The sequence below is a fragment of the Micromonospora sp. NRRL B-16802 genome (genome assembly GCF_001279555.1).
GTDB lineage: Bacteria > Actinomycetota > Actinomycetes > Mycobacteriales > Micromonosporaceae > Micromonospora > Micromonospora profundi.
In genome coordinates, this window is record NZ_LGEB01000053.1 from 554383 (window position 1) to 574854 (window position 20472).

Annotated in this window: 17 protein-coding genes and 1 pseudogene; 7 read left to right on the top strand and 11 right to left on the bottom strand. The window is 70.9% G+C overall.

Annotation, left to right across the window (positions count from 1 at the left end; translation table 11 throughout):
• Positions 1 to 25 precede the first annotated feature (25 nt).
• The gene (locus tag ADK66_RS12880; protein ID WP_053654910.1) at positions 26 to 664 is read left to right on the top strand and encodes a TetR/AcrR family transcriptional regulator; all 639 of its coding nucleotides are present in this window, start codon (positions 26 to 28) and stop codon (positions 662 to 664) included.
• On the top strand, positions 661 to 1158 hold the full coding sequence (locus ADK66_RS12885) for a thioesterase family protein (protein WP_053654912.1): 498 nt from the start codon (positions 661 to 663) through the stop codon (positions 1156 to 1158). The genes ADK66_RS12880 and ADK66_RS12885 overlap by 4 nt, the downstream gene beginning before the upstream one ends.
• A 26-nt stretch (positions 1159 to 1184) precedes the next feature.
• On the opposite strand, the gene ADK66_RS12890 is transcribed toward ADK66_RS12885, so the two are convergent.
• The 4 genes from ADK66_RS12890 to ADK66_RS12900 all read right to left on the bottom strand — a co-directional run bounded on the left by ADK66_RS12890 (position 1185) and on the right by ADK66_RS12900 (position 3108).
• The gene (locus ADK66_RS12890) at positions 1185 to 1661 is read right to left on the bottom strand and encodes a nucleoside deaminase (RefSeq protein ID WP_197281508.1); all 477 of its coding nucleotides are present in this window, start codon (positions 1659 to 1661) and stop codon (positions 1185 to 1187) included.
• A 127-nt stretch (positions 1662 to 1788) separates the two neighbouring features.
• On the bottom strand, positions 1789 to 2316 hold the full coding sequence (locus tag ADK66_RS12895) for a tRNA adenosine deaminase-associated protein (RefSeq protein ID WP_053654914.1): 528 nt from the start codon (positions 2314 to 2316) through the stop codon (positions 1789 to 1791).
• Positions 2317 to 2433: 117 nt separating this feature from the next.
• On the bottom strand, positions 2434 to 2601 hold the full coding sequence (locus tag ADK66_RS31870; protein WP_167946672.1) for a hypothetical protein: 168 nt from the start codon (positions 2599 to 2601) through the stop codon (positions 2434 to 2436).
• A 114-nt stretch (positions 2602 to 2715) separates the two neighbouring features.
• On the bottom strand, positions 2716 to 3108 hold the full coding sequence (locus ADK66_RS12900) for a hypothetical protein (RefSeq protein WP_369814781.1): 393 nt from the start codon (positions 3106 to 3108) through the stop codon (positions 2716 to 2718).
• Between the two features lie 63 nt (positions 3109 to 3171).
• On the opposite strand from ADK66_RS12900, the gene ADK66_RS12905 reads away from it, so the two are divergent.
• A complete protein-coding gene (locus ADK66_RS12905; RefSeq protein WP_053654916.1) occupies positions 3172 to 3921 on the top strand; it encodes a M23 family metallopeptidase in 750 nt (249 codons plus the stop codon).
• A gap of 29 nt (positions 3922 to 3950) precedes the next feature.
• Entirely contained in the window at positions 3951 to 5021 is a 1071-nt protein-coding gene (locus ADK66_RS12910; RefSeq protein ID WP_053654917.1) for a PHP domain-containing protein, read from the top strand.
• 47 nt (positions 5022 to 5068) lie between these two features.
• Here the strand turns inward: ADK66_RS12910 and ADK66_RS12915 are convergent, their stop codons facing one another.
• A complete protein-coding gene (locus ADK66_RS12915; RefSeq protein ID WP_197281499.1) occupies positions 5069 to 6082 on the bottom strand; it encodes a DMT family transporter in 1014 nt (337 codons plus the stop codon).
• A gap of 119 nt (positions 6083 to 6201) precedes the next feature.
• On the opposite strand from ADK66_RS12915, the gene ADK66_RS12920 reads away from it, so the two are divergent.
• Positions 6202 to 7872 carry a DUF885 domain-containing protein gene (locus tag ADK66_RS12920; RefSeq protein ID WP_053654920.1) on the top strand — a complete coding sequence of 557 codons (1671 nt, stop codon included), beginning with the start codon at positions 6202 to 6204 and terminating at the stop codon, positions 7870 to 7872.
• Between the two features lie 153 nt (positions 7873 to 8025).
• Here ADK66_RS12920 and ADK66_RS12925 read toward each other — a convergent pair whose 3' ends face one another.
• Positions 8026 to 9519 carry a DUF6114 domain-containing protein gene (locus tag ADK66_RS12925; RefSeq protein WP_053654922.1) on the bottom strand — a complete coding sequence of 498 codons (1494 nt, stop codon included), beginning with the start codon at positions 9517 to 9519 and terminating at the stop codon, positions 8026 to 8028.
• An 80-nt stretch (positions 9520 to 9599) separates the two neighbouring features.
• Positions 9600 to 10160 (bottom strand): DUF6230 family protein, encoded by a 561-nt coding sequence (locus tag ADK66_RS12930; RefSeq protein ID WP_053655084.1) that lies wholly within the window; start codon positions 10158 to 10160, stop codon positions 9600 to 9602.
• Positions 10161 to 10594: 434 nt separating this feature from the next.
• Here ADK66_RS12930 and ADK66_RS12935 point away from each other — a divergent pair, with 434 nt between their 5' ends.
• The gene (locus ADK66_RS12935) at positions 10595 to 11329 is read left to right on the top strand and encodes a class I SAM-dependent methyltransferase (protein WP_053654924.1); all 735 of its coding nucleotides are present in this window, start codon (positions 10595 to 10597) and stop codon (positions 11327 to 11329) included.
• A 109-nt stretch (positions 11330 to 11438) separates the two neighbouring features.
• Here the strand turns inward: ADK66_RS12935 and ADK66_RS12940 are convergent, their stop codons facing one another.
• Entirely contained in the window at positions 11439 to 12479 is a 1041-nt protein-coding gene (locus ADK66_RS12940; protein ID WP_053654926.1) for a DUF3068 domain-containing protein, read from the bottom strand.
• Between the two features lie 135 nt (positions 12480 to 12614).
• Between ADK66_RS12940 and ADK66_RS32695 the strand changes: the two genes are divergently transcribed.
• Positions 12615 to 14099 (top strand): acyltransferase family protein, encoded by a 1485-nt coding sequence (locus ADK66_RS32695; protein WP_369814787.1) that lies wholly within the window; start codon positions 12615 to 12617, stop codon positions 14097 to 14099.
• 2061 nt (positions 14100 to 16160) lie between these two features.
• Here the strand turns inward: ADK66_RS32695 and ADK66_RS32700 are convergent.
• From ADK66_RS32700 to ADK66_RS12955, 3 genes and pseudogenes are all read right to left on the bottom strand, one after another.
• Positions 16161 to 18218 (bottom strand): annotated as a pseudogene (locus ADK66_RS32700) (alpha-(1->3)-arabinofuranosyltransferase family protein); the annotation flags it as partial.
• Positions 18212 to 19660 carry a glycosyltransferase family 4 protein gene (locus ADK66_RS12950; RefSeq protein WP_082377416.1) on the bottom strand — a complete coding sequence of 483 codons (1449 nt, stop codon included), beginning with the start codon at positions 19658 to 19660 and terminating at the stop codon, positions 18212 to 18214. The gene ADK66_RS12950 and the pseudogene ADK66_RS32700, both read right to left, overlap by 7 nt.
• Positions 19657 to 20466: a glycosyltransferase gene (locus ADK66_RS12955; RefSeq protein ID WP_197281500.1), complete on the bottom strand. Its 810-nt coding sequence runs from the start codon at positions 20464 to 20466 to the stop codon at positions 19657 to 19659. Before ADK66_RS12955 ends, ADK66_RS12950 begins: the two co-directional genes overlap by 4 nt.
• Positions 20467 to 20472 lie beyond the last annotated feature (6 nt).

The window sequence follows — 20472 nt, forward strand, 5'->3', positions numbered from 1 at the left end:
CGTGCTTATTGAGTACGGTGTCCGCATGACCGTGGACGGACGCCTCGCCCGAGGTGAGCGCAGCCGCAATGCCGCGCTTGACGCGGCAGTTGTGCTCGCCACCGAGTCCGGCCTGGACGGGCTCAGCCTCGCCCAGCTTGCCGACACACTCGGCGTGAGCAAATCGGGCCTGTTCGCGCACTGGCGGTCGAAGGAAGCCCTGCAGCTCGCCGCGATCGACAGGGCGGTGGCGCTCTGGCGGGAGCGGGTGATCGCACCGGCGTTGCTCGCCCCGCAGGGCGTACGACGGCTCCGCGCGCTGCACGACGCCCGCCTCGACTTCTACGCCACAGGCGTACTCCCCGGCGGCTGCTTCTTCGCCAACACCCAGTTCGAATTCAACGCCCGCCCCGGCCCGGTCCGCGACCGGCTCGCCGAGGCGTACACACGGTGGACGGCGTTCCTCGAAAACCTCGTGCAGCAGGCGGTCGACGTCGGCGAACTCCCCGCCGACCTGGACGTCCCGCAGTTGGCGTACGAGATCGACGCGCTCGGGATGGCAGCAGCCATGAGCTCCCGGATGCTCAACCCGGACGCCGCCTACCGGCATGCCCGCGCCGGCCTGCTGAACCGCCTACGGGCGCTCTGCCCCGACCCCGCCCTGCTAACGGAAGGCCCCACATGAGCAACGCAGTCGCCGACCAGCCCGCCATCGCCGACCAGCCCGCGGTCACCGGCCAGCCCGCCGTCGAATTCGGGCACGTCGAGCACGTCACTGTGCACTTCGACGACCTCGACGCGATGGGAATCCTGCACAACGCCCGGTACGCGGTGCTGCTGGAACGTGCCCTGACGCCGTACTGGACCGAGCGCGGGCTTGCCTACCGGGGCAGCGCCACCCCGCCGGACCTGTTCCACGCGGTCCGCGAGTTCACCATCAGCTACCGGGCGCCGATCGTCACAACAGGGCCGGTGGCGGTGCACTTCTGGCTCGAACACTTCGGTGCCAGCAGCGCCGAGTACGCCTTCCAGTTCCGCTCGGTCGACGGCAGCAACGTGCACGCCGAGGGGCGTCGGGCGATCGTCCGCCTCGACCCGGCGACGCTACGGCCGGCACCGTGGACCGAGGCCGCGCGGGCGGTGGCCGCCACCCTGCTCCGCCCCGCCGCCGTGGCCTGAGCAGCGTCCGTCCCAAAGGAGAAGGATCAGCGGAAGAACGCCCGCAGGACGGCTGCGGTTTCGGCTTCGAGTACGCCGCCGTACACCTCGGGTCGGTGGTTGAGCCGGCGGTCACGCAGCACGTCCCAGAGGGAGCCGGCCGCGCCGGTCTTGGGTTCCCAGGCGCCGAAGACGACTGTGGAGACCCGGGCCAGCACCAACGCCCCCGCGCACATGGTGCACGGCTCCAGGGTGACAACCAGGGTGCAGCCGTCCAGCCGCCACCTGCCGGCGAGTTCGGCACCCCGGCGCAGGGCCAGCACCTCGGCGTGGGCCGTCGGGTCGCCGGTCAGCTCCCGTTCGTTGCGCCCGATCGCGAGTTCGGTGCCGTCCGGCCCGTAGAGCACGGCACCCACCGGCACGTCGTCGACGTCGGCTGCGCCCGGGTCGTCGGTGGTCGGGCCGGTGACGGCGACCTCCAGGGCCCGGCGCATCCACAGCTCGTGTCGCTGCCGCCGGCCCATCTGCCCCGGCTCGGCCAGCCCTTCGTGAGCACCCGGCCCGGCCCGACCGAGTACGCCAGTCGTCTCCAGCAGAGGATCAGTGGCGTCGGCCGGCTCCGCACCGCCGGTCGGCACCGACCCGACTGGATCAGACCTCACGCAGCTCCTCGACCTCGTCGGAGCAGCCGAGCACCTCGCAGATCTCGGCGGTGACGTCCGCCGGCAACATCCCCTCGTGGGTGCAGAGGTTCAGCAGCTTCTGCGCCGGGATGCCCAGGTTGGCCAGCAGGTCCGCCTCGCCCACCGGGTCGGCCTCCGGGTCGACGGCGGGCTGCTCGCTCTCCTCGTCGCCGCTGGCCGCCGGCCGGGGCTCGTCGTCGCCGTCGAGCCCGGTGACCGAGGTCTTCAGGTCACCCACAAGCAACTGACCAAGCCGGGACTCCTCGGCGAACGCCGAGTCCGACCCGAACACCCGCAGGTCCTCGCCCTCGTCGAGGCGCAGGATCACCAGGTACGCGTCGTCGGCCTCGACGAAAAGCAGCGACACGTCGGCCTCCAGGTCGACGTCGCGCAGCCGATCGGCGATCTCGTCGATGTCGGTGGCGCCCCGCAGGTTGACCTCAGCGGCGGTCCAACCGCTGTCGTCGCGCACCACGGCCGCAGCGAAGTACGACACGGTCCCCCCAATAGCCCTCGGCACAGCGCCGACTTCTTACGCGTGCACGTTAGCCGGTCGGGTCGGCAGGCGACCGGTCAACGCCCCGACAGGCCGGCCAAACCTGACAAAATTGGATCAGCTGGCGACGCGGCGACGGGTGGCGATGAGCTGACGTAGACGCTCCGTGCGCAGGCGCTGCGGCCGGGTGCGCTGTCGTACCGACCGAGCGCCCGCCAACTCGGCGAGCAACTGGAGGCGACGGCGGCTTCGATCCGGGTCCTGCCGCGAGGTGGTCCAGGCCATACCGCCGAGGGTGCCGAGTCTCGGCGGCCACGTCAAGACGGCGTTCGCTACGCAGCCAACCGGGCACTCGGCGCAGTCATCCGCGCCCGCGCGACCCGCTCACAGGAGGCCCACTCACCACAACGGCCAGTCACCGGTGCCCGCCCAGCGCACCGCCACCACGGCGGCGGCGATGCTCCAACCACCTGCGGTGACAATTGCCACGCCGGTGCCGACTCCCCGATCGCCGTAGCGGACCAGCACCAGGGCGGTCGCCCAGGCCAGCAGGCCGGCGAACACCGTCCACCACACGTAGGTGGCCAGGTCGGTGCCGAGCAGGCCGAACAGCAGCAGCCATGCCGCCGCCATGCCGCCGCCTGCCGCGACGCCGCCGCCGGTCACCGGGTGCGGTTCGCGGTAGGTGGGCCTTGTCGGTGGCCCCGCCGGAAACAACCCCGAGGGGGTACGCGGCAACGGGTGCGCGGCGAAGCCGGTATCCCGGTCGGGGCCGGGTCGGGCGATGGTCACCGTCGCTGCCCTCCCTCACGCGCGTCGCTCGTGCCCACGGTACCGGTCTGCCAGGATGACCGGATGCCCTCGCCGACGATCCGCCGCGTGCGTCCGGCGTACCTGATTCTGCTGGTGCTCGCCCCGGTCCTGGCTGGCGGCTGCGCGACCACGCGGCCTGGGGTTCCGGCGGGCAGCGCCACGCCGACCGCGCCTGCGGTCTGGGAGACCGCCGACCAGCCGCCGGCGCCCTCGGCGAGCGGGCCAGCAAGCCCGGCGCCGTCGTCGGCCGCGCCGTCGTCGACAGCGCCCCGCGCCGGGCTGCGGCACGTCTTTCCGGTACGCGCCGACGACGTCGCCTATCACCCGACGCACGGCGCGTACCCGGCGACGGACATCTTCGCCGACTGCGGGGAGCCGTTCGTGGCGGTGACCGACGGGACGGTGCTGGAGGTGAGCCGGGTCGACAGGTACCGCAAGCGCGGGCCGCAGGGGCCGGACAACGGCGGCCTGTCGGTGGCCCTGCTCGGCGACGACGGGGTGCGCTACTACGGCTCGCACCTGAGCGCGGTGACCGCGGGTGTCGACGCCGGGGTGCGGGTCCGCGCCGGGCAGCAGCTCGGCAAGGTGGGCCGCACCGGAAACGCCAACAACGTCTGTCACGTGCACTTCGGCATCTCCCCGCCGTGTACGGGCAAGGACGGTTGGTGGATCCGGCGCGGCGTGCTCTGGCCGGCGCGTTACCTGGACTCGTGGCGACGCGGCGACAATCGTGAGCCGGCCGCCGAGGTGACCGCGTGGCAGCGGAAACACGGCTGCCCGAAGGCTCCCTGACGAGCCCCGTACCCGCTAGGTTCGGTGGGATGAACGCCCGGGACCCCATCGCCGACCTACGCCGGATCGCGTTCCTGTTGGAGCGGGCGAACGAGGCCACGTACCGGGTGCGGGCGTTCCGGTCGGCGGCGAAGGCGCTCGCCGGACTGCCGGCGGCCGAGGTCGCCGAGCGGGCCGGCAACGGCACGCTCACCACATTGGCCGGGGTGGGTGATGTGACGGCCCGGTGTGTCGCGGAGTCCCTGGCCGGTGAAGAGCCCGTCTATCTGCGCAGGCTCGTGGCAACCGAGGGCAGCGACCTGGATGCCGAGGCGGCGGCGCTGCGCGCCGCCCTGCGCGGTGACTGCCACACGCACTCCGACTGGTCCGACGGCGGCTCCCCCATCGAGGAGATGACGCTCGCCGCGGTGGAGTTGGGCCACGAATACATGGTGTTGACCGACCACTCGCCCCGGCTGACGGTGGCGCGCGGGTTGACCGCCGACCGCTTGCGTCGCCAGTTGGACCACGTGGCGCAGGTGAACGCGGCGCTGCCGGAGGGCTTCCGGATCCTGACCGGGATCGAGGTGGACATCCTCGCCGACGGCTCGCTGGATCAGGACGAGGAGCTGCTGGCCCGGTTGGACGTGGTGGTGGGATCGGTGCACAGCGGCCTGAAGGACGAGCGGGCCAAGATGACCCGGCGAATGCTGACCGCGGTCGCCAACCCGCACCTGGACATCCTCGGCCACTGCACCGGGCGGATGGTGTCGTCCCGACCGGCCGGCGTGACCGGCCCAGGTGACCGGGGGCATCGGGCCCGCACCCGGGGCGAGAGCGACTTCGACGCGGACGCGGTGTTCGCCGCCTGCGCCGAGCACGACACCGCCGTCGAGATCAACTCCCGACCGGAGCGGCAGGACCCGCCGAAGCGGCTGATCCGCCGCGCCCTGGAGGCCGGCTGCCGGTTCGCCATCGACACGGACGCGCACGCACCCGGTCAGCTCGACTGGCAGCGGTTCGGCTGCGAGCGGGCGGCCCTCTGCGGCGTTCCGGCCGACCGGGTGGTCAACACCTGGCCAGCGGACCAACTGGTGGAGTGGACCCACAGCCGAGGCTGACTGCCCCTCGGCAAAGGCGCTTGATCGACGCTGCTTGATCGACTCGGTCAGCCGCGGGCGGGCTCGGCCGCAGGCACGGCCCCGGGGGCGGCGGGCTCGGTGCCGGGTGCGGCGGGTGCGCCGACACCGATCACCGGGCGGGGCTTCCGGCGGCCGAAGGCTCCCTGCGCGACCGCGACACCCAGCAGCACGATGAGCGCGCCGACCGGTTGGTGCCAGTTGAGCCGTTCGCCGAGCACGACAGCGCCGATCAGCACCGCGAAGATCGGGATCAGGTAGGTGACTGTGGACGCGGTACTCGCGCCGGCCACCCGGATGTTCCGGATGTTGATCACAAAGGCGAGCCCGGTGCCGAGGGCACCGAGAGCCAGCACGCTGCCCACCACCTTCGGCGACAGGTCGGTGGGCAGCGGCGGGGCGCCCGCCACGAACGGGGTGACGACGGCGAGTTGCCCGGCGGCCAGCAGCACCTGCACCGTGGAGAGCGACAGCCCGGAGTGCGTGCTGCCGGCGACGAACCGCTTCTGGTACGGGATGGCGACGCCGTAGCAGGCGGCCGCTCCGAAGCACATCAACTGCCCGACGAAGTGCGCGCCGCCGATGCCCTCCCAGACCCCGAGCACCACGAGTACGCCGAGGAAGCCCAACCCGAGCCCGACCCCACGGCGGACGGTCAGCCGCTCGGTGCGGAAGACGAGCACCGCCAGCGGCAGCACGATGAGGGGCGTGGTGGCGTTCCAGATGCCGGCCAACATCGACTCGACCCGTTGCTCACCGTAGCCGAAGAGGGTGAACGGCACGGCCACGCCGAATGCGGCGACGACGAAGAGATGCGCCCAGATCCGAGGCTCGCGGGGCAGCCGGTCGCGCAGCACCGCGAGGACGACAAGCAGCGTCACCGCACCGGCGAGGACCCGGTAGAGGGTGAGCTGGACCGGGTGCAGCTCGGCTACCCCGACCTTGATGAACAGGAAGCTGGAACCCCAGATGGCGGCGAGGGCTAGGAACCCCGGCAGCCAGCTGCGCAGCGGCGCCTTGTCAGGAGTGATGTCGGTCGTCACCCCTGACACTGTGCCGGACAGGTGCGACAAAGTCGCGGGACTTTCGACAGCCGAATCGGACACTCGAACACGCCAAATGCCGTCGACATCGGGGCGGGCTGGTCACGTAGTGTCGCAGCGTGGGACAAATTGATGAACTCGCCAACCGCTACGTAGCCGAGTGGGCACCGTTGAGCCCCACCGGCGCGACCTATGTCGGCATCGCCGGCCATGACGACCGGCTCGACGACCTCTCACCTGAGGGCTACCGGGCACGCGCCGACCTGACCCGCCGGACGCTCGCCGAGCTTGACGTCACCGAGCCGGACACCGAGGCGGAGCGCACCGCCAAGGAGGCCATGCAGGAGCGACTCGGCCTGGACCTGGCCCGGTACGACGCCGGCGAGGCGACCAGCGAGATCAGCGTCATCACGAGCGGGCTGCACGAGGTCCGCATGGTGTTCGACCTGATGCCGACGGCGACGGCCGACGAGCAGGCCAACATCGCCGCTCGGCTCAACGGCCTCGCCGGGGCTCTGGAGGGCTACAAGACCACCCTGCGCGAGGCGCTCGCCGCCGGCCAGGTCAGCTCCAAGGTGCAGCTGGTCGAGGTGGCCAAGCAGTGCGACATCTGGACCGACCCGACTGGGGACAACTTCTTCCACGGGCTCGTCGAGCGGCTGGACGCGGACGGCACGCTCGGCGCGGAGCTGCGTCGGGGCGCGGCGTCGGCCACCGCGGCGACAGCCGAGTTCGGTCAGTTCCTGCGCGCCGAGTTGGCACCGCACGGGCGGGACAAGCAGGCCGCCGGGCGCGAGCGCTACGAGCTGGCCTCGCAGTATTTCCTCGGCGCGAAGGTCGACCTCGACGAGACGTACACCTGGGGGTTCGCGGAGCTCGCCCGTCTGGAGGCGGAGATGCGGGTCGTGGCCGGGCAGATCGCCGGCTCGGGCGCCACAGTCGACGAGGCAGTGGCCAAGCTGGACGCCGACCCGGCGCGGACCATCCAGGGCAAGGAGGCGTTCCGCGACTGGATGCAGGCGCTCGCCGACAAGGCGATCACCGAGCTGAACGGTACGCACTTCGACATCCCCGAAGAGGTCCGCCGGATCGAGTGCTGCCTCGCCCCGACCAGTGACGGCGCCATCTACTACACCGGTCCGAGCGAGGACTTCTCCCGGCCGGGTCGGATGTGGTGGGCCGTTCCGCAGGGGATCACCGACTTCTCCACCTGGCGGGAGGTGACGACGGTCTACCACGAGGGCGTACCGGGTCACCACCTTCAGGTGGCGCAGACCGCCGTCCGCGCTGACCTGCTCAACCGCTGGCAACGGCTGCTCTGCTGGGTTTCCGGGCACGGCGAGGGTTGGGCGCTGTACTCGGAGCGGCTGATGGACGAGTTGGGCTACCTCCAGGACCCGGGCGACAGGCTGGGCATGCTCGACGGCCAGGCGATGCGCGCCGCCCGCGTCATCGTCGACATCGGCATGCACCTGGAGTTGGAGATCCCGAAGGACAACCCGTTCGGCTTCCACCCGGGTGAGCGGTGGACGCCCGAGTTGGGCTGGGAGTTCATGCGGGCGCACTGCCGGGTGCCGGACGAGAACCTGCGCTTCGAGCTGAACCGCTACCTGGGCTGGCCGGGGCAGGCGCCGTCGTACAAGGTGGGTGAGCGCATCTGGTTGCAGGCCCGCGAGGACGCGAAGGCCCGCAAGGGCGCCGACTTCGACCTGCGGGAGTTCCACCGGCAGGCGTTGGACCTTGGCGCATTGGGCCTCGACCCGCTGCGCAAGGCGTTGGCCCGGCTCTGAGCCGGTGACGGTTCCGGGCGTCGGCGGTACGTCCGCCGGCGCCGTTCGTGCCCGGTACGCCCGCTGGCGTGCCTGGTACTCGCGGACGTCCACCTGGACGTCCGCGAGTACCGCGACGCGCGTCGACCCCGCCGACCGGGCCGAAGGTGCCGTTCAGCCGAGGGTCAGCGCCAACGCCGGTCGGGCGGTGAGCGTGTTGCTGGTGACGTACGCCAGGTCGATGACCGGGTCGGTGAACGAGACCGGGATGGGCACCGTGACGGGGAGGCCGTCGGGGAACGGCAGGTCCGGCGTGAGCGTGATCTTGATGCCGGCCAGCTTGCCGACGAACCGGGTGGAGTAGAAGGCCACGTCACCGCGCACGGTCAGACGGTCGGTCGCGTACCTCTGGGTGCGGCCCTGCGGACCGTCGGCGGTGAGCAGGAAGTCGTCGGTGACGGCCTCCTTCATGCTGAACTTCAGCACCTTCAGGGTGCCCTTCTGGGTTTCCAGATCGGTGATCCCCTCGAACCGCAGCCCGGTCATTGTCACAGTGGATCCGGTTAGCTTCGACGGGGTCTGCGCCACCCTCGGCAGACCCGGGTCGGCGGCGATACGCGGCAGCGGCTTGCCCGGCTCCACCTTGGCCGGCTTCTCCGGAGTCGTCGTACCCGGCTTACCGGGGGTCGTCGTGCCCGGAGACGGGCAGGCGGTGGGCTTCGGCCGGGCCGTCGGCGTGCTGGTCGGTGTGGGGGTCGGGCTCGCCGACGGCGTCGGGGTGGCCTTGCGGCGTCCACCGGTGAGCAGGTCGCCGATCCCGTCCAGGATGTCGGTGATGATGTTGCCGTCCCGTCGCGGGCTGGCGCTCGGGCTCGGCGTCGCGGCGCTGGGCGACGGCGCGACCGGCCGGGACGGGGTGGGGCAGGCGCTCGCGGTGGGCCGGGCCGGCGCCGCCTGTACCGCTCGCGGCTGTGTTGCCACCCCGGCGGCGGCGAGGCCGAACACCACCAGGACGATGCCGAAGGTACGCGGATTCGCGGACCGGTTGGGCCCGGCGGGCGGAGGGCTCGCGTCAACCGCCGCCGCGACCGGCCGCACGACGGCCGACTGTTCAGCGGTCGGCTGCTCAGCGGTCGGCTGCTCAGCGGTCGGCTGCTCAGCGGTCGATTGCTCGACGGCCGGCTGGTCGGCCGTCGGCTGGTCGGCCGTCGGCTGGTCGGCCGTCGGCGGCTCGACAGCTGGCTCGGCGTCGGCCTCGGCGGGCGGGGGTGCTGCCGGGCGGGCGGGTGCCCAGGCGAAGGCGAGCGCGCTGCCGATGATGCCGAGCAGCAGGCCGACGAAGAAGCCGCCGAGGTTGAGCCCGATCAGTGAGTAGACGGCCGTGACCGCAGCGACGACCGAGTAGAACAGCCGCTGCGCGGGGCTGAGCCAGATCAGCAGGCCACAGGTCACCAGGATGACCGGGATCAGCAGTGACAGCAGGCCACCGGCTCCGCTGTGGAAACTCAGGCCGTTGATGGTCATGCGCGTGGAGGCGAACATCTCCACACCCGCCAGGATGGTGAAGAGGCCACCCCAGAATGGCCGGCTCCGCTGCCAGCGGCGGAAGCTCCGCCACGCCTGGGCCGCCGTACTCGGGCGGGCGTGGGACGGGTTGGCGGTTGTCACGTACTCCTCCTGGCGGAGCGGGGACGGGGGTGGGCAGCGGCGTGGCCCGCGGTGGTCTGCCACCGCGGGCCGTACTCAGCTCAGAAGCACTCCTTGCCCTTGGCGTCCTCACCCACGTTGACCTTGAGCCGGAGGCCGACCAGGTTGAAGGTGGCCGCCGTGGTGTAGCGGGACACCTGCTGCAGGTTGCGGATGCTGACGCGCTCGGAGTTCTGGCCGAACGAACCCTTCTGCGCCGTCGGGTTGAGGTCGGTGGCGTCCCGGCCGATCTGGATGTTGGTGAAGGTCGCGTTGCCGTTCAGCGAGTCCATCGCGATGAGCAGATCCTTGGCGCGCGCGGGCTCCTTGCCGTCACCGGCGTTGATGGTGAGCACCACGGGCAGGCCGGGCAGGTCGGCGCGGACGGACTGGCAGAGGTTGTACAGCTCGGCGCTGCTGATCTCGGAGAGTGCGATGGGATGGACCTTGCCGTCCTTGCCCTTCTCGCGGACGATCCCGCCGTACTGCTTGAAGCCGTCGCCCTCCAGGCGATCCGCCGCGATCTTGAACGTCTGCCCGGAGACGGTGATGTCGGACGCGATCGCGCCGCTCGACATGCCGAACAGGATGGTGCCGGCGGCGGCCGTGGCGGGCACCATCATGGCGGCGAACCGACGCCACCGGGTACGACCCTGATTGTCCTGCACCGGTTCCTCCTCGGGGTGGGTGTGCGCGGGGCCGGTCTCGATCCGGAAGGGCCCGCTATTACCGGCGGGTAACGATCGGGCTTGATGGTGCACCTGTTGCGACGCAGCTCACAACCCCCCGATTACCCGGCGGTAACACGAGGTTGGCCAACAGGCAAGCGATCTACACGATGCGTCAGGGACATAAGCCGTATACGAGGATCAGACCCGGCAGATGACCTTGTCCGCGCAGCGCAGGGTAGCGGCCCATCGATGGATTACAATCAGGTAACGAATGTAAAGTACGCCGTCCTCTGCTGACCTTTCGGATCGCCGCTCTCGTCCGAACATCCCAGCGTGCGGGGACCGCGTCGATCCCGATCGACGCCTGGATGGCCTAGGGTTTCGGCGTGAACCTGAACGACGTGCGGCGCGACTGGACCAAGCTGGGCGCCGAAGATCCGCTGTGGGCCGTCCTCGTCCAACCCGGCAAGCGCGGCGGGCGGTGGGACGTCGAGGAATTCCTGGCCACCGGCCGCGCCGACGTCGAGGAAACAGCCGGCTGGCTGGGCCAACTCGGCCTGCCCACCCGGTGGGAGCGGGTGCTGGACTTCGGCTGCGGCGCGGGTCGGCTGTCGCAGGGGCTCGCCCCGCACGCTGACGAGGTCGTCGCCGTCGACATCGCGCCGTCGATGCTGGAGGCAGCCCGGCGGCTGGACCGCAGCGCCGGAAACATCCGCTTCGTCCTCAACGATGCGCCGGACCTGAGCCAGTTTCCCGACGGTCACTTCGACCTGGTCTACAGCGCCCTGGTGCTGCAACACCTGCCGCGGCCGGCCATCGACAGCTACCTGGCCGAGTTTCTCCGGGTCCTGCGACCCGGCGGCATCGCCGTCGTCGGGCTGCCGACCGAACCGGCGCGTACGGCCAAGGGCGTCATCTGGCAGGTCGTGCCATTTCGCCTGATCAGCTGGGCGCAGCGTCGGCTGCTCAACTACCCGGCTCCGATGAGCATGACAGCCGTGCCGCACGCCGACATGGTGCGACTGGTGGCGGCTCACGGAGGGGAGATCGTCGGGCAGCGGCCCGATCTTCCGTACACCGAGGACTGGGTGTGCACCCGGTACGCGGTGCGGCGCGTCTGACCCACCGCCGGGCGGCGCCCGGCGACCCTGAGACATGAGCGGGCCGGCCGATCCTGGGGATCGGCCGGCCCGGCCAGCTCGGTGGGGTGATGGTGTTGAGGTGTGGTTGTTACGGCTCGCTGCGCTCCACAGCGTGGCGCCCGCCAGCGGGCGTCGTGGGATCGTCGGCGGGCTCCGCTGACCGCTGCGACGGCAGCTCGGTCGTCGGCTGATCGCCGGACCGTACCGGCGCCCCTGAGGGCCCACGGCGCGTCGCGCGGATGATGATGAACATGCCGAGGAGGACCAGCAGGAGACCGAGGACACCGAGCGCGATCGGCACGGTCCTGGTCAGCAGGTTGATCTGACCGCGGGCATCCTTGGCGGCCTTGGCCTGCTGCTTCTGCGTTTCCTCGTTGAAGATCAAGGTGGCGTCAATGATCTTGACCTTGTCCGTGCCGGTCGCGTCACGCAGCGTCTGGAGTTGCTTCTCCTGACCCTTCACGATCACGCCGCTGTCCGGCTCCACCCACAGGGTGCGGGTGTTGGCGTAGTAGCGGCCAGCGGTGACCGTGGGCTCCGCCGAACCGACCAGGCTGCCCGGGACGTCGATCTCGCTGATCTGGACCGGCTCGGCCGTCATCTCGAACTTGTAGACGGTCAACCCTTGCAGCTTCTCGGTGCCCAGGTACTTGGCGGGGTACGCCTTGCGGGCGGTGTTGTCGAAGTACTGGTAGGTCTTCTTCTCGGTGCCGAACGGGAAGGTGTAGGTCAGGCCCTCGTGCTTGAAGGGCGCACCGTTGATGTCCTCGGCGCAGCAGGCGACCGCCTCCGCGGTTCGCCGGTCGAGGGCAACCCGGTCCGTGCTGACCGTGATCTCCTTGTCGGCGTCGTCGATCACCCGCACACCGACGTTGAAGACCGCCCGGTCGGCGTTGCCGTCGTTGACGTCGCCCCGCACCGCGCGGTGGGCGGTCAGGTTGACGCCACTCCGCTCGGAAAGCGTGCTGAAGTCAAGGACGGTCGCGTTCTGGGCCTCTGAAACCGTTACCGAACTCTGGTCAAGGGGCACCTTGACGAGAGCGGGCGCGACGATCAGCGGCGTCGCCACGGCCCCGACGATCAGGAACGCGCCTGCCGCCACCAAGATGGCACCCGACGTGGGTCGCATGTAACTCCTCCCCTTGTAAAGACTCGACTAGTCGGCTGACAGTACATGACGACGCCGATTTCGGATATGGTCCCGACGCAACCTTCGGGGCGTACCGACTCCGGCACCAAGCAGCCACCTGGCTGCGGGGATCAAATGGATGTTGAGGGAACTGTGAGCCGACCTGTCAGACCGCACTCGATCAGCGCACAGGCGAGCCATTCCGCGCCGAGCACTGGCCGTTCGGATGGCTGGCTGCCCTCTTTGGAAGGGCTCCGAGCCTTGGCGGTACTCGGCGTTGTCGTCCACCATGTCTCCTTTCTCAGCCGCCTCACAAACTCGTTCGAGCCGCTAGCAGGTCCGCTGGCCAGGCTGGATGTCGGGGTCGCGATCTTCTTTGCGTTGTCCGGTTTCCTCCTCTACCGACCGTTCGCGCTGGCCACAATTCAAGGGCAGGCGCAACCGCCCATTCGCAGATACCTCTGGCATCGCGCGCTGCGCATTATGCCCGGGTACTGGGCGATGGCTGCCGTCGCACTCGTATGGCTCAACATCGATTACATGAAGTCGGTCTGGGATTGGGCGATACCCCTTCTGCTGGCACAGATTTATCAGCCATTGCGACTGCCGGTCGGCATGGAGCAGACCTGGAGCCTGGCTACGGAGGCGACTTTTTACCTGGCGCTGCCGGCGATAGCGGTGCTCGGCCACCGAATTGGTGGTCGAACCCCGCTCGTCCGAGCCCGACGCCAACTGGCAATTGGTGCCTTACTCGTCCTTGCCGGCCTTACCTGGAACGCGTACGCGCATGGTCCCGACTCGCCACTACCGGGACTCGCGGTGCTCTGGCTGCCCGCCTTTCTGGACTGGTTCGGCCTCGGAATCATGCTGGCCGTGCTCGCCTCGTGGCCCTCCCGCACGACCTCGCCCCCGTTCCTCACGGACCTCGCTGGAGGCGAGCCCGGGCGCGGTAACGAGGACCTGTGGTCCGCTACGCCGCGCGGTCTGCGCGTCGTCACGTTCGCCCCCGGAACGTCGTGGCTCATCGCCGGCGCGCTGCTGTGGATCGCCAGTACGCCGATCGCCGGCCCGCGCGGGGTCGAAGGCGCCACGCCCGTCGAGTCCGTCACCGAGCACCTGCTGTTCCTGGCCATCACCTGGTGCGTGATCGCCCCGCTCGTGGGCCCGGGCTCGGGCGGGGTCCCGCGTGCGCTCCTCGGCCACCGGGCGGTCCTGTTTCTCGGCCGAATCTCCTACGGCATCTTCCTCTGGCACCTCCTCGCCCTCGAGGCATGCTTCCGCCTGCTCGGATTCACCCGGATGAGCAGCTCGTTCTGGGTTCTGCTCGTGCTCACGATGGCCCTCACCATCCCGGTCGCGACGGCCAGCTACTACCTCATCGAGCGGCCCTCTCGGCGACTGCGGCGAATCTGGCAGCGACGGGCCGACCGCCCCGGACTCGACGTCGGAGCCGACTCCCTGGTCCAGACGCCGGCGCCAGGGCCGCGGGCCACGTCGCCCGTTCCCGCCGGACCGCCGACCCTCGCGGCGCTTCTCGTACCGTCCACGGACACGCCGGAACCGCAGTATCAGGGCGGCGATCGCAACGAGGAGCAGCCCCGTCGGGAGCACGACCAGTAGATCGGCAAGCCGTTCCGAACCGACCCTCGGCAGCCACCACCGTTGAGTCCCGTAGACCGCGAGGCCCAGGGTGGCGGGTATCCAGATCCATCCGGGGCTGGGCATCCGACGACGGTGCAGCACCAGGACAACGGCGGCGCAGCCGAGCCCGACCAGACCGCCCAGCAGCGCCGGCACACCCACCGCGAGCAGCGGCGCGCTCGGCATCGACGCAGGCACGACGGGGTACGCCGGCCGGTGACGTCGCGCGGGGATCAGCGCCGCGACGACCAACAACAGCAGCAGACCCCCGGCGATACGCAGAACGAGGGCGTACTGCTCCCCGGGCGTGAAGACCAGATCGACGCGGCCGGCAGCCCCGGCCGGCACGAACCATGCCTGCTTCCACCCGTCCAGTCGCGTCGGCACGAGCGCCGCTCCGTCGAGGGTCGCCCGCCAGCCGGGGTTGGCGTTCTCCGGGACGACGAGGTAACTGCCCGCGCCCGCCCCGACCTCGACCGACCGGTGCTGGTCGTCCCAGCCGAGGACCGTCACTGCCCGACGGGGCGGCTCAACGCCCGCTGCCGCGGCGGGCAACTCGGCCGGGTCACCGGTCAGGATCACGCTGTCGACGATGAACCGGTCGGGTGGTGCGGAGACCTCGTTCGGGCCAGCCCGCAGCGAGACGCGCTCCGCGCCTGCCTTCGGGGTGGCCTTGGCCCGGCTCGCCGGCTCGTTGTCGAGGACACAGGCGCGGTATCGCAGTGGCCGCAGGTCCCGTAGGTCCCGTAGCGTGCCGGAGGCCGTCGTCGGCACCGATGCCCCGTTGACCACGATCGTCGGGCCCGCGCCACACGGCAACGTCACATTACGGTCGACTCCGCGAGGCTGGTTGGCCTCGGGCACGCCTTGCACATCCACGCCGCTGAGGCCGACCGGGAGCGGCTGCGGCTCGAACAGGGCCGTCGACCGGCTGACCCTCGGCACCGTCGAGGTCACGGCCACGGCGATACCTCGGGTACTCAGGGCCGGGAAGCGGGCCACACCGTCCAGGTCCACCGCCACCTCCCGAATACCGTCGTCGCCGGAGATCCGGACCGTCCTGGGCGGTGCCGCGACGAGGGTCTCCGGGAACCGCAGGCGTACCCAGCTCACCTTCCGCACCTTGGCCCAGCGCACCTTCACGGTCGGCTGCGGGTCGCTCGGATCCGCCCACCACGCCGTGCCGTCGTCCCCGTCGCCAAGCGACCTGGATGAGGCGACCGGGTCCGCGAACCACGAACTCGACGTGGTGTACGTCGCGCCGCCGGTCATCTCGTCGTACACAGCGAGCGCTGTCGCGGGCGTCGCGCGGGCCAGCCCGGTGAGGTCGTTGGTGGAGGCCACCGGCTGGTCGAAGCGCCGGGGCGCCAGCCCTGTCTCCTCGCCCTGACGGATGAGGCTGGGCGCGCACAGGTAGTGGTCACCGGTGCTGGCGCAGGCCGGCCGGTCCACGGCCTTGCGGGCCAGCGCGACAACCTCGGGCGCTCTGGTGGCATCGGGCGACGCGGGCAGTTGCAGGTACCGCTGCGGGCTCACCCCGGCGACGCTCACCTCCCGGATGCCGGCCCGCCGACCAGGCACATCGACGCCCGCGACACCGTCGATAGTCACCCGGAGCCAGGTGGTACGCCCCGACGGCAGCGACAGTCGCAATGGCGCCTGCCAGCTGTCGACCACCGAGTGGACGTACGAACCACCTTCGGTGCTGACCTCGACCCGGGTGACAGGTGCGCCGACAACCTCGTCACCAACGACCTGCAACTCGACCGATCCGGCCTGGACCTTGTCCTGGAACCGGATCTCCACCCACTGGCCCACTGGTTTGCGTGCGCCGTCGGACAACCACGACGTGCCGTTGTCGCCGTCGATGGCCGAAAACGGAGTGGCGGACGGGTCGCGCAACCCGGCCGGCCCGGCGACGTCGGCCGCGCTGGAGGACGCCCTGACGCTTGTCACCCCTGTGTATCCCGACGAGGTGACCGACGACTTCCACGCGGGGTCGATGATGTCGTTTTCCAGGCGCGCGAGTTGCGGCTGCTCCTGCGGTGTCAGCGTCCGTGAGGTGTTGCCACGGACGAGGCCGAAATCGACCTCCCGCTTGCGCAGGCTGTCGGCGAGCACCACGCCCGCGTCGGTGGCCTGCGGGGCGTCACCGTCAAGGATCACCGGCCGGTTGCCGAGCACACCGGCGTCGCTGAGGTCCAGCAGCGTCTCGGGTGCCCCGACCAGGTTGAGCGGCTGCGCCGCGTCCGCGAGCGTGGCCCGAGGGGTCGGCCGGTCCACCTCGTAGATCTCCACAGCCGGATACGGCTTGTGCAGCCCGTAGTCCCACGCCCCGCCGAAGTCTGGCGGCGCACCGGTTTCAGGGCCGAACGCGGCCACCCTGAACAGCCCGGGAGCACTCTCCAGCGTTCGGTGCACAAGAACCGGCCAGGCGATGCCACCGACCGGCTGTCGAAGATCATTGCGGACGAGCAGGTACCGCACGCCGAGCCGACTGAGCACGTCGGCCAGCCCTGGCGAGGCGGTGCCGGAGGCGAGCCGCTCGTCGATCGCGGAGAGCAGCCGGGCGTTGCCCGCCGACCCGGTCGGCACCAGCGACCGCACCGCCCACGGCGAGTCCAGCAGGGGCTGGACCGGTTCGTCCAACGGGCGTCCCCAGTTGTACTCGGCAAAGTTGGAGCCGGGTACGAGCAGCGTGGTGCCCTCGGCGGCGTTGCGGTCAAGCCATTGGGTCGCCTGCCGCCAGTGGTCGGGCACCGCCCAGAAACCACCGCCCGCCGCGAGCCCCGCGCTTCCCGCACCGCCGGTGACCGCGACGAGCGCGACGGCGGTGACCCCCAACGCGACCCGTCGGGGTGCCATGTTTGTAGGACGCGTGAACCGGCGGATGACGGCGATCCGCCCGACGGTGTCCAGCATGTGCGCGGTGGCCAGGGCCAGCGCCAGGCGAATGACGACGTCGAACTTGTGCAGGTTGCGCAGCGCGGCGAGCGGGCCATCGAGGACCTCGCGTACGACCGGGGCGAAGGCGGCGCCTCCGTTGGACAGGTTTCCCGCGGTAAGGGTCAGCAGCCCGACCAGGGCCCCGACGAGCAGGAACCTCCGCTCCGGCAGATCCCGACGGGCCAGCCCGGCCAGGCCGATGCAGGCGATCAGGCCGGTGAGCACCACCATCCACTGCGTCGTGATCAGCGCCCACCCCGAGCGCCACCAGGGCACCCCGTCGACGGCGAGGTAACCCACCCAGTGGGTGGCGCCCCGCACGGCTGACGGGAGCGACGTCACGCTCGTCGTGACCGCGGCGCTCTCGGTGTACGGCAGGAACGGGAACCCGTACTGCTGGAGGAGCAGCAGCGGTACCAACCACCAGAAGGTGGCCGCGACCATCGCCACCGTCCACCAGGCCAGCAGGCGGATCCGTCGCCAGCCGGGTGCGCGGGTCACGATATAGAGAAACGCCGGCAGTACGGAGCACGCGGCGGCCGCACCGTTTGCTCCACCCATGCAGACCACAGCGAGCCCGCTGAGCGCGGCCGCCCGCCGCAGCGAGCCACCCGCAGCTCCCTTGACCAGTGGCAGCAGCACCCACGGGGCGACGCAGTAGGGCAGCAGTTCCAGCGATACGGTGCCGACCAGGGAGAGAGCCCGGGGCGACAGCGCGAACACCGCGCCGGCCACGAGCCGCGACGCCGGGCCGCCGAGGTCGAGAGCGCGCGCCAGGCGCACCACGCCGGTGAGGGCCACGCAGAGCAGGGCTGCCATCCAGAGCCGCTGGACGAGCCAGGCCGGCAGGCCGACCGCCTCGCCGAGCAGGAAGAACGGCCCCATCGGGAAGAAGTAGCCGACGGCCTGGTTCTGGAGGGTGCCGAACTGCCAGTCCGCGGTCCACAGGTTGACCGCCCGGGCGAGGAAGCCGCCAGGGTCCAGGGCCATGTCAATCTTGGTGTCGGGCACGATCAGCCCGGGTTCCTGGGTGACGCAGAGGCCGATCAGCGCGAGGCAGACCAGCAGCTCACGCAGACGCCACACCGCCAGGGACACCGTGGCGGTCGGTATTCCGGGGGCGCGGCGAGCGGTCGACCAGGCGGTCAACACTGTCGTACCGGAACTCCGGTGAGCAGTTCGTCCCCGCTGGCGTCCCGCTCGCTGATGTCTTTGGCCTCGACGCCCGCCCCGAGCAGCAACTGCCGGACGGCGGCCGGGTCCGCACCCGGCACCAGGATCCACAGGCCGCGTTCGTCGACCGCGACGTGTCGGGTGTGCGGGAGGAGAGGAGCGACCCGGGCGAGGAGGTCCTCCGGCTCGTCGGTCCGGACCACGAGAGCCGCGTTTCCCGCCGCCCACGGCACCGCACGCGGCTCAAGCAGATCCCCGAGGATCGCCCGGACCCGCCGGCCGGTGTCGGACCAGCGGAATGCGTCGCTCCACTGTCGACACTCGGTGGCCATCCGGGCCGCCTCGGCCGGCACCGCGAGGGAGTCCAACGCGCTGTCGAGACCTGCGGCCAGCCCGTGTGCGGGGTTGTCACCCTCGCTGACCAGCCAGCCGGTACGGCCCGGCCGGACGGCGTCGCGGAGCCCGTCCACGTCGAAGGCGAGCGTGGGCAGTCCGGCGGCGGCGGCCTCCACCACGACGAGACCCCAGCCCTCACCCCAGGAGGCGGAAACGTGCAGCCAGGCGGCTGCCAACAGCGCGTCCCGCTCGGCGGTGGGCAGGTGCCCGTGCACCGTGACGGTGTCGGACAGCCCACGCTCGTCGACCTGCCGGCGGATCGTCGCCACGTCCGGCCCACCACCGACGATGTCCAAGCGCAGATCGGGCCGTTTCGCCCGGAGCTGGTCGACGGCGTCAAGCACCAGATCCACCCGCTTGTGCCGGGTCACCCGGCCGACGCAGACGACGCGGGGACGGGTGTCGCGGGCCCGACCTCCGGCTGCCGGCGGCGACGCGTCAGCACCGTTGGGCACCACCACCACCGGGCCGGCCCAGCGAAGCCGGTCCCGGACTGCCACGGCGGTCGACGGTGAGACCGCGAGGGTCACCGCACGGCGATAGACCCGTCGGGCGACAGGTCCCTCCAACCACGCCCCGAACCGACCCACGACCGGGCCGAAGTACAGCCGGAACTGACGGTCGTGCACATGATGGATCACGCACACCACCGGCACGTCCGCCGGCAGGACCCCCGGGCTGAAGAACGGGATGCCGTTCTGACAGTCGACGACCACGTCGAACTGACGCCGGCGTCGCGCCAACCAGGCCAGCACCCGGGGGTAGATGGTCCACCGGCCACCGACCCGCACGATCCGGATGCCGTCCCGAATCTCATCGCCGAGCTGGCCGGCCGGGCGTGCGGTGACGAAGGTGACCTGCGCACCGGCTGTCACCAGGTCGCGGGCGACCTGCCAGGCGTAGACCTCGGCGCCCCCGGCGTCCGGATGCCAGGGGTCCTTCCAGTTGAGCACCGCGATCCGGCGGCCCGCGACCGTGTTGTCGGTGCTGGGAGCCGCGGCAGTCCGGGATGGCCCGACACTCACGGCCGCAATCCAACGGCGGCGGCGCCACCGGTGACGTCCGGGCTGACCGGAAGGGTGACGACCGGCATCGGCATCGGCGGGGCGACGTCGACGCCCCGGAGCCGCCACTGGATCTTCGCGACGTCCACGAAGCTCTGCCATCCGTGGCGGACCGGCGAGAAGCGTGAGCCGGGCACGTCCACCCAGTGCACGGGGACCTCCACGAGCCGGGCACCGGCCCGCTGGGCGCGGCCCAGCACCTCGACGTCGAAGGCGAACCCACCGCACCGAAGTGGTGCGAACGCCCGCCGAGCGACATCGTTGCGGAAGAACTTGAACCCGCACTGCGTCTCACTGACGCCGTGCACCACCTGCCGGACGGCACCTCGGAACGCCACTGCGCCCCACCGTCGGAGCAGGCTGTGCCGCTCCTGGACGACTGACTCGGGGTGAGCCCGCGACCCGACCACCGCGTCGGCGCCCTCGGTCAGGAGACTCAGCACCTGCCCGAGAGCGTCCGGCGCAGTGGCCAGATCGGCGTCACAGAACCCGACGAAGCGCGCGTCACTCGCCAGCACACCGGTCCGCACCGCGAAGCCCTTGCCCGGCTCACCGCACCAGAGCAACCGGACGGGGACCGGGCCGGACGGTGCGCCCAGCACCACGTCACCTGTGCCGTCGGTGCTGGCGTTGTCCACCACGGTGACCCGGCAGGGAACACCGAGGTCGGCCAGCGCCGCCCGGAGCAGGACCAGGGTGTCGGGCAGCCGGAGTGCCTCATTGAACGCGGGAATCACGACGTCGAGTACGACCACATCTGACGACACGTCAGG

What these genes read in the sequence shown, in the direction of transcription:
- ADK66_RS12890 (WP_197281508.1), bottom strand. Translation starts at nt 1,661, where the DNA reads ATGGGCCGGCGGCAGCGACACGAGCTGTGGATGCGCCGGGCCCTGGAG.
- ADK66_RS12910 (WP_053654917.1), top strand. Translation starts at nt 3,951, where the DNA reads ATGAACGCCCGGGACCCCATCGCCGACCTACGCCGGATCGCGTTCCTG.
- ADK66_RS12880 (WP_053654910.1), top strand. Translation starts at nt 26, where the DNA reads ATGACCGTGGACGGACGCCTCGCCCGAGGTGAGCGCAGCCGCAATGCC.
- ADK66_RS31870 (WP_167946672.1), bottom strand. Translation starts at nt 2,601, where the DNA reads ATGGCCTGGACCACCTCGCGGCAGGACCCGGATCGAAGCCGCCGTCGC.
- ADK66_RS12885 (WP_053654912.1), top strand. Translation starts at nt 661, where the DNA reads ATGAGCAACGCAGTCGCCGACCAGCCCGCCATCGCCGACCAGCCCGCG.
- ADK66_RS12940 (WP_053654926.1), bottom strand. Translation starts at nt 12,479, where the DNA reads ATGCGACCCACGTCGGGTGCCATCTTGGTGGCGGCAGGCGCGTTCCTG.
- ADK66_RS12905 (WP_053654916.1), top strand. Translation starts at nt 3,172, where the DNA reads ATGCCCTCGCCGACGATCCGCCGCGTGCGTCCGGCGTACCTGATTCTG.
- ADK66_RS32695 (WP_369814787.1), top strand. Translation starts at nt 12,615, where the DNA reads ATGGATGTTGAGGGAACTGTGAGCCGACCTGTCAGACCGCACTCGATC.
- ADK66_RS12930 (WP_053655084.1), bottom strand. Translation starts at nt 10,160, where the DNA reads ATGATGGTGCCCGCCACGGCCGCCGCCGGCACCATCCTGTTCGGCATG.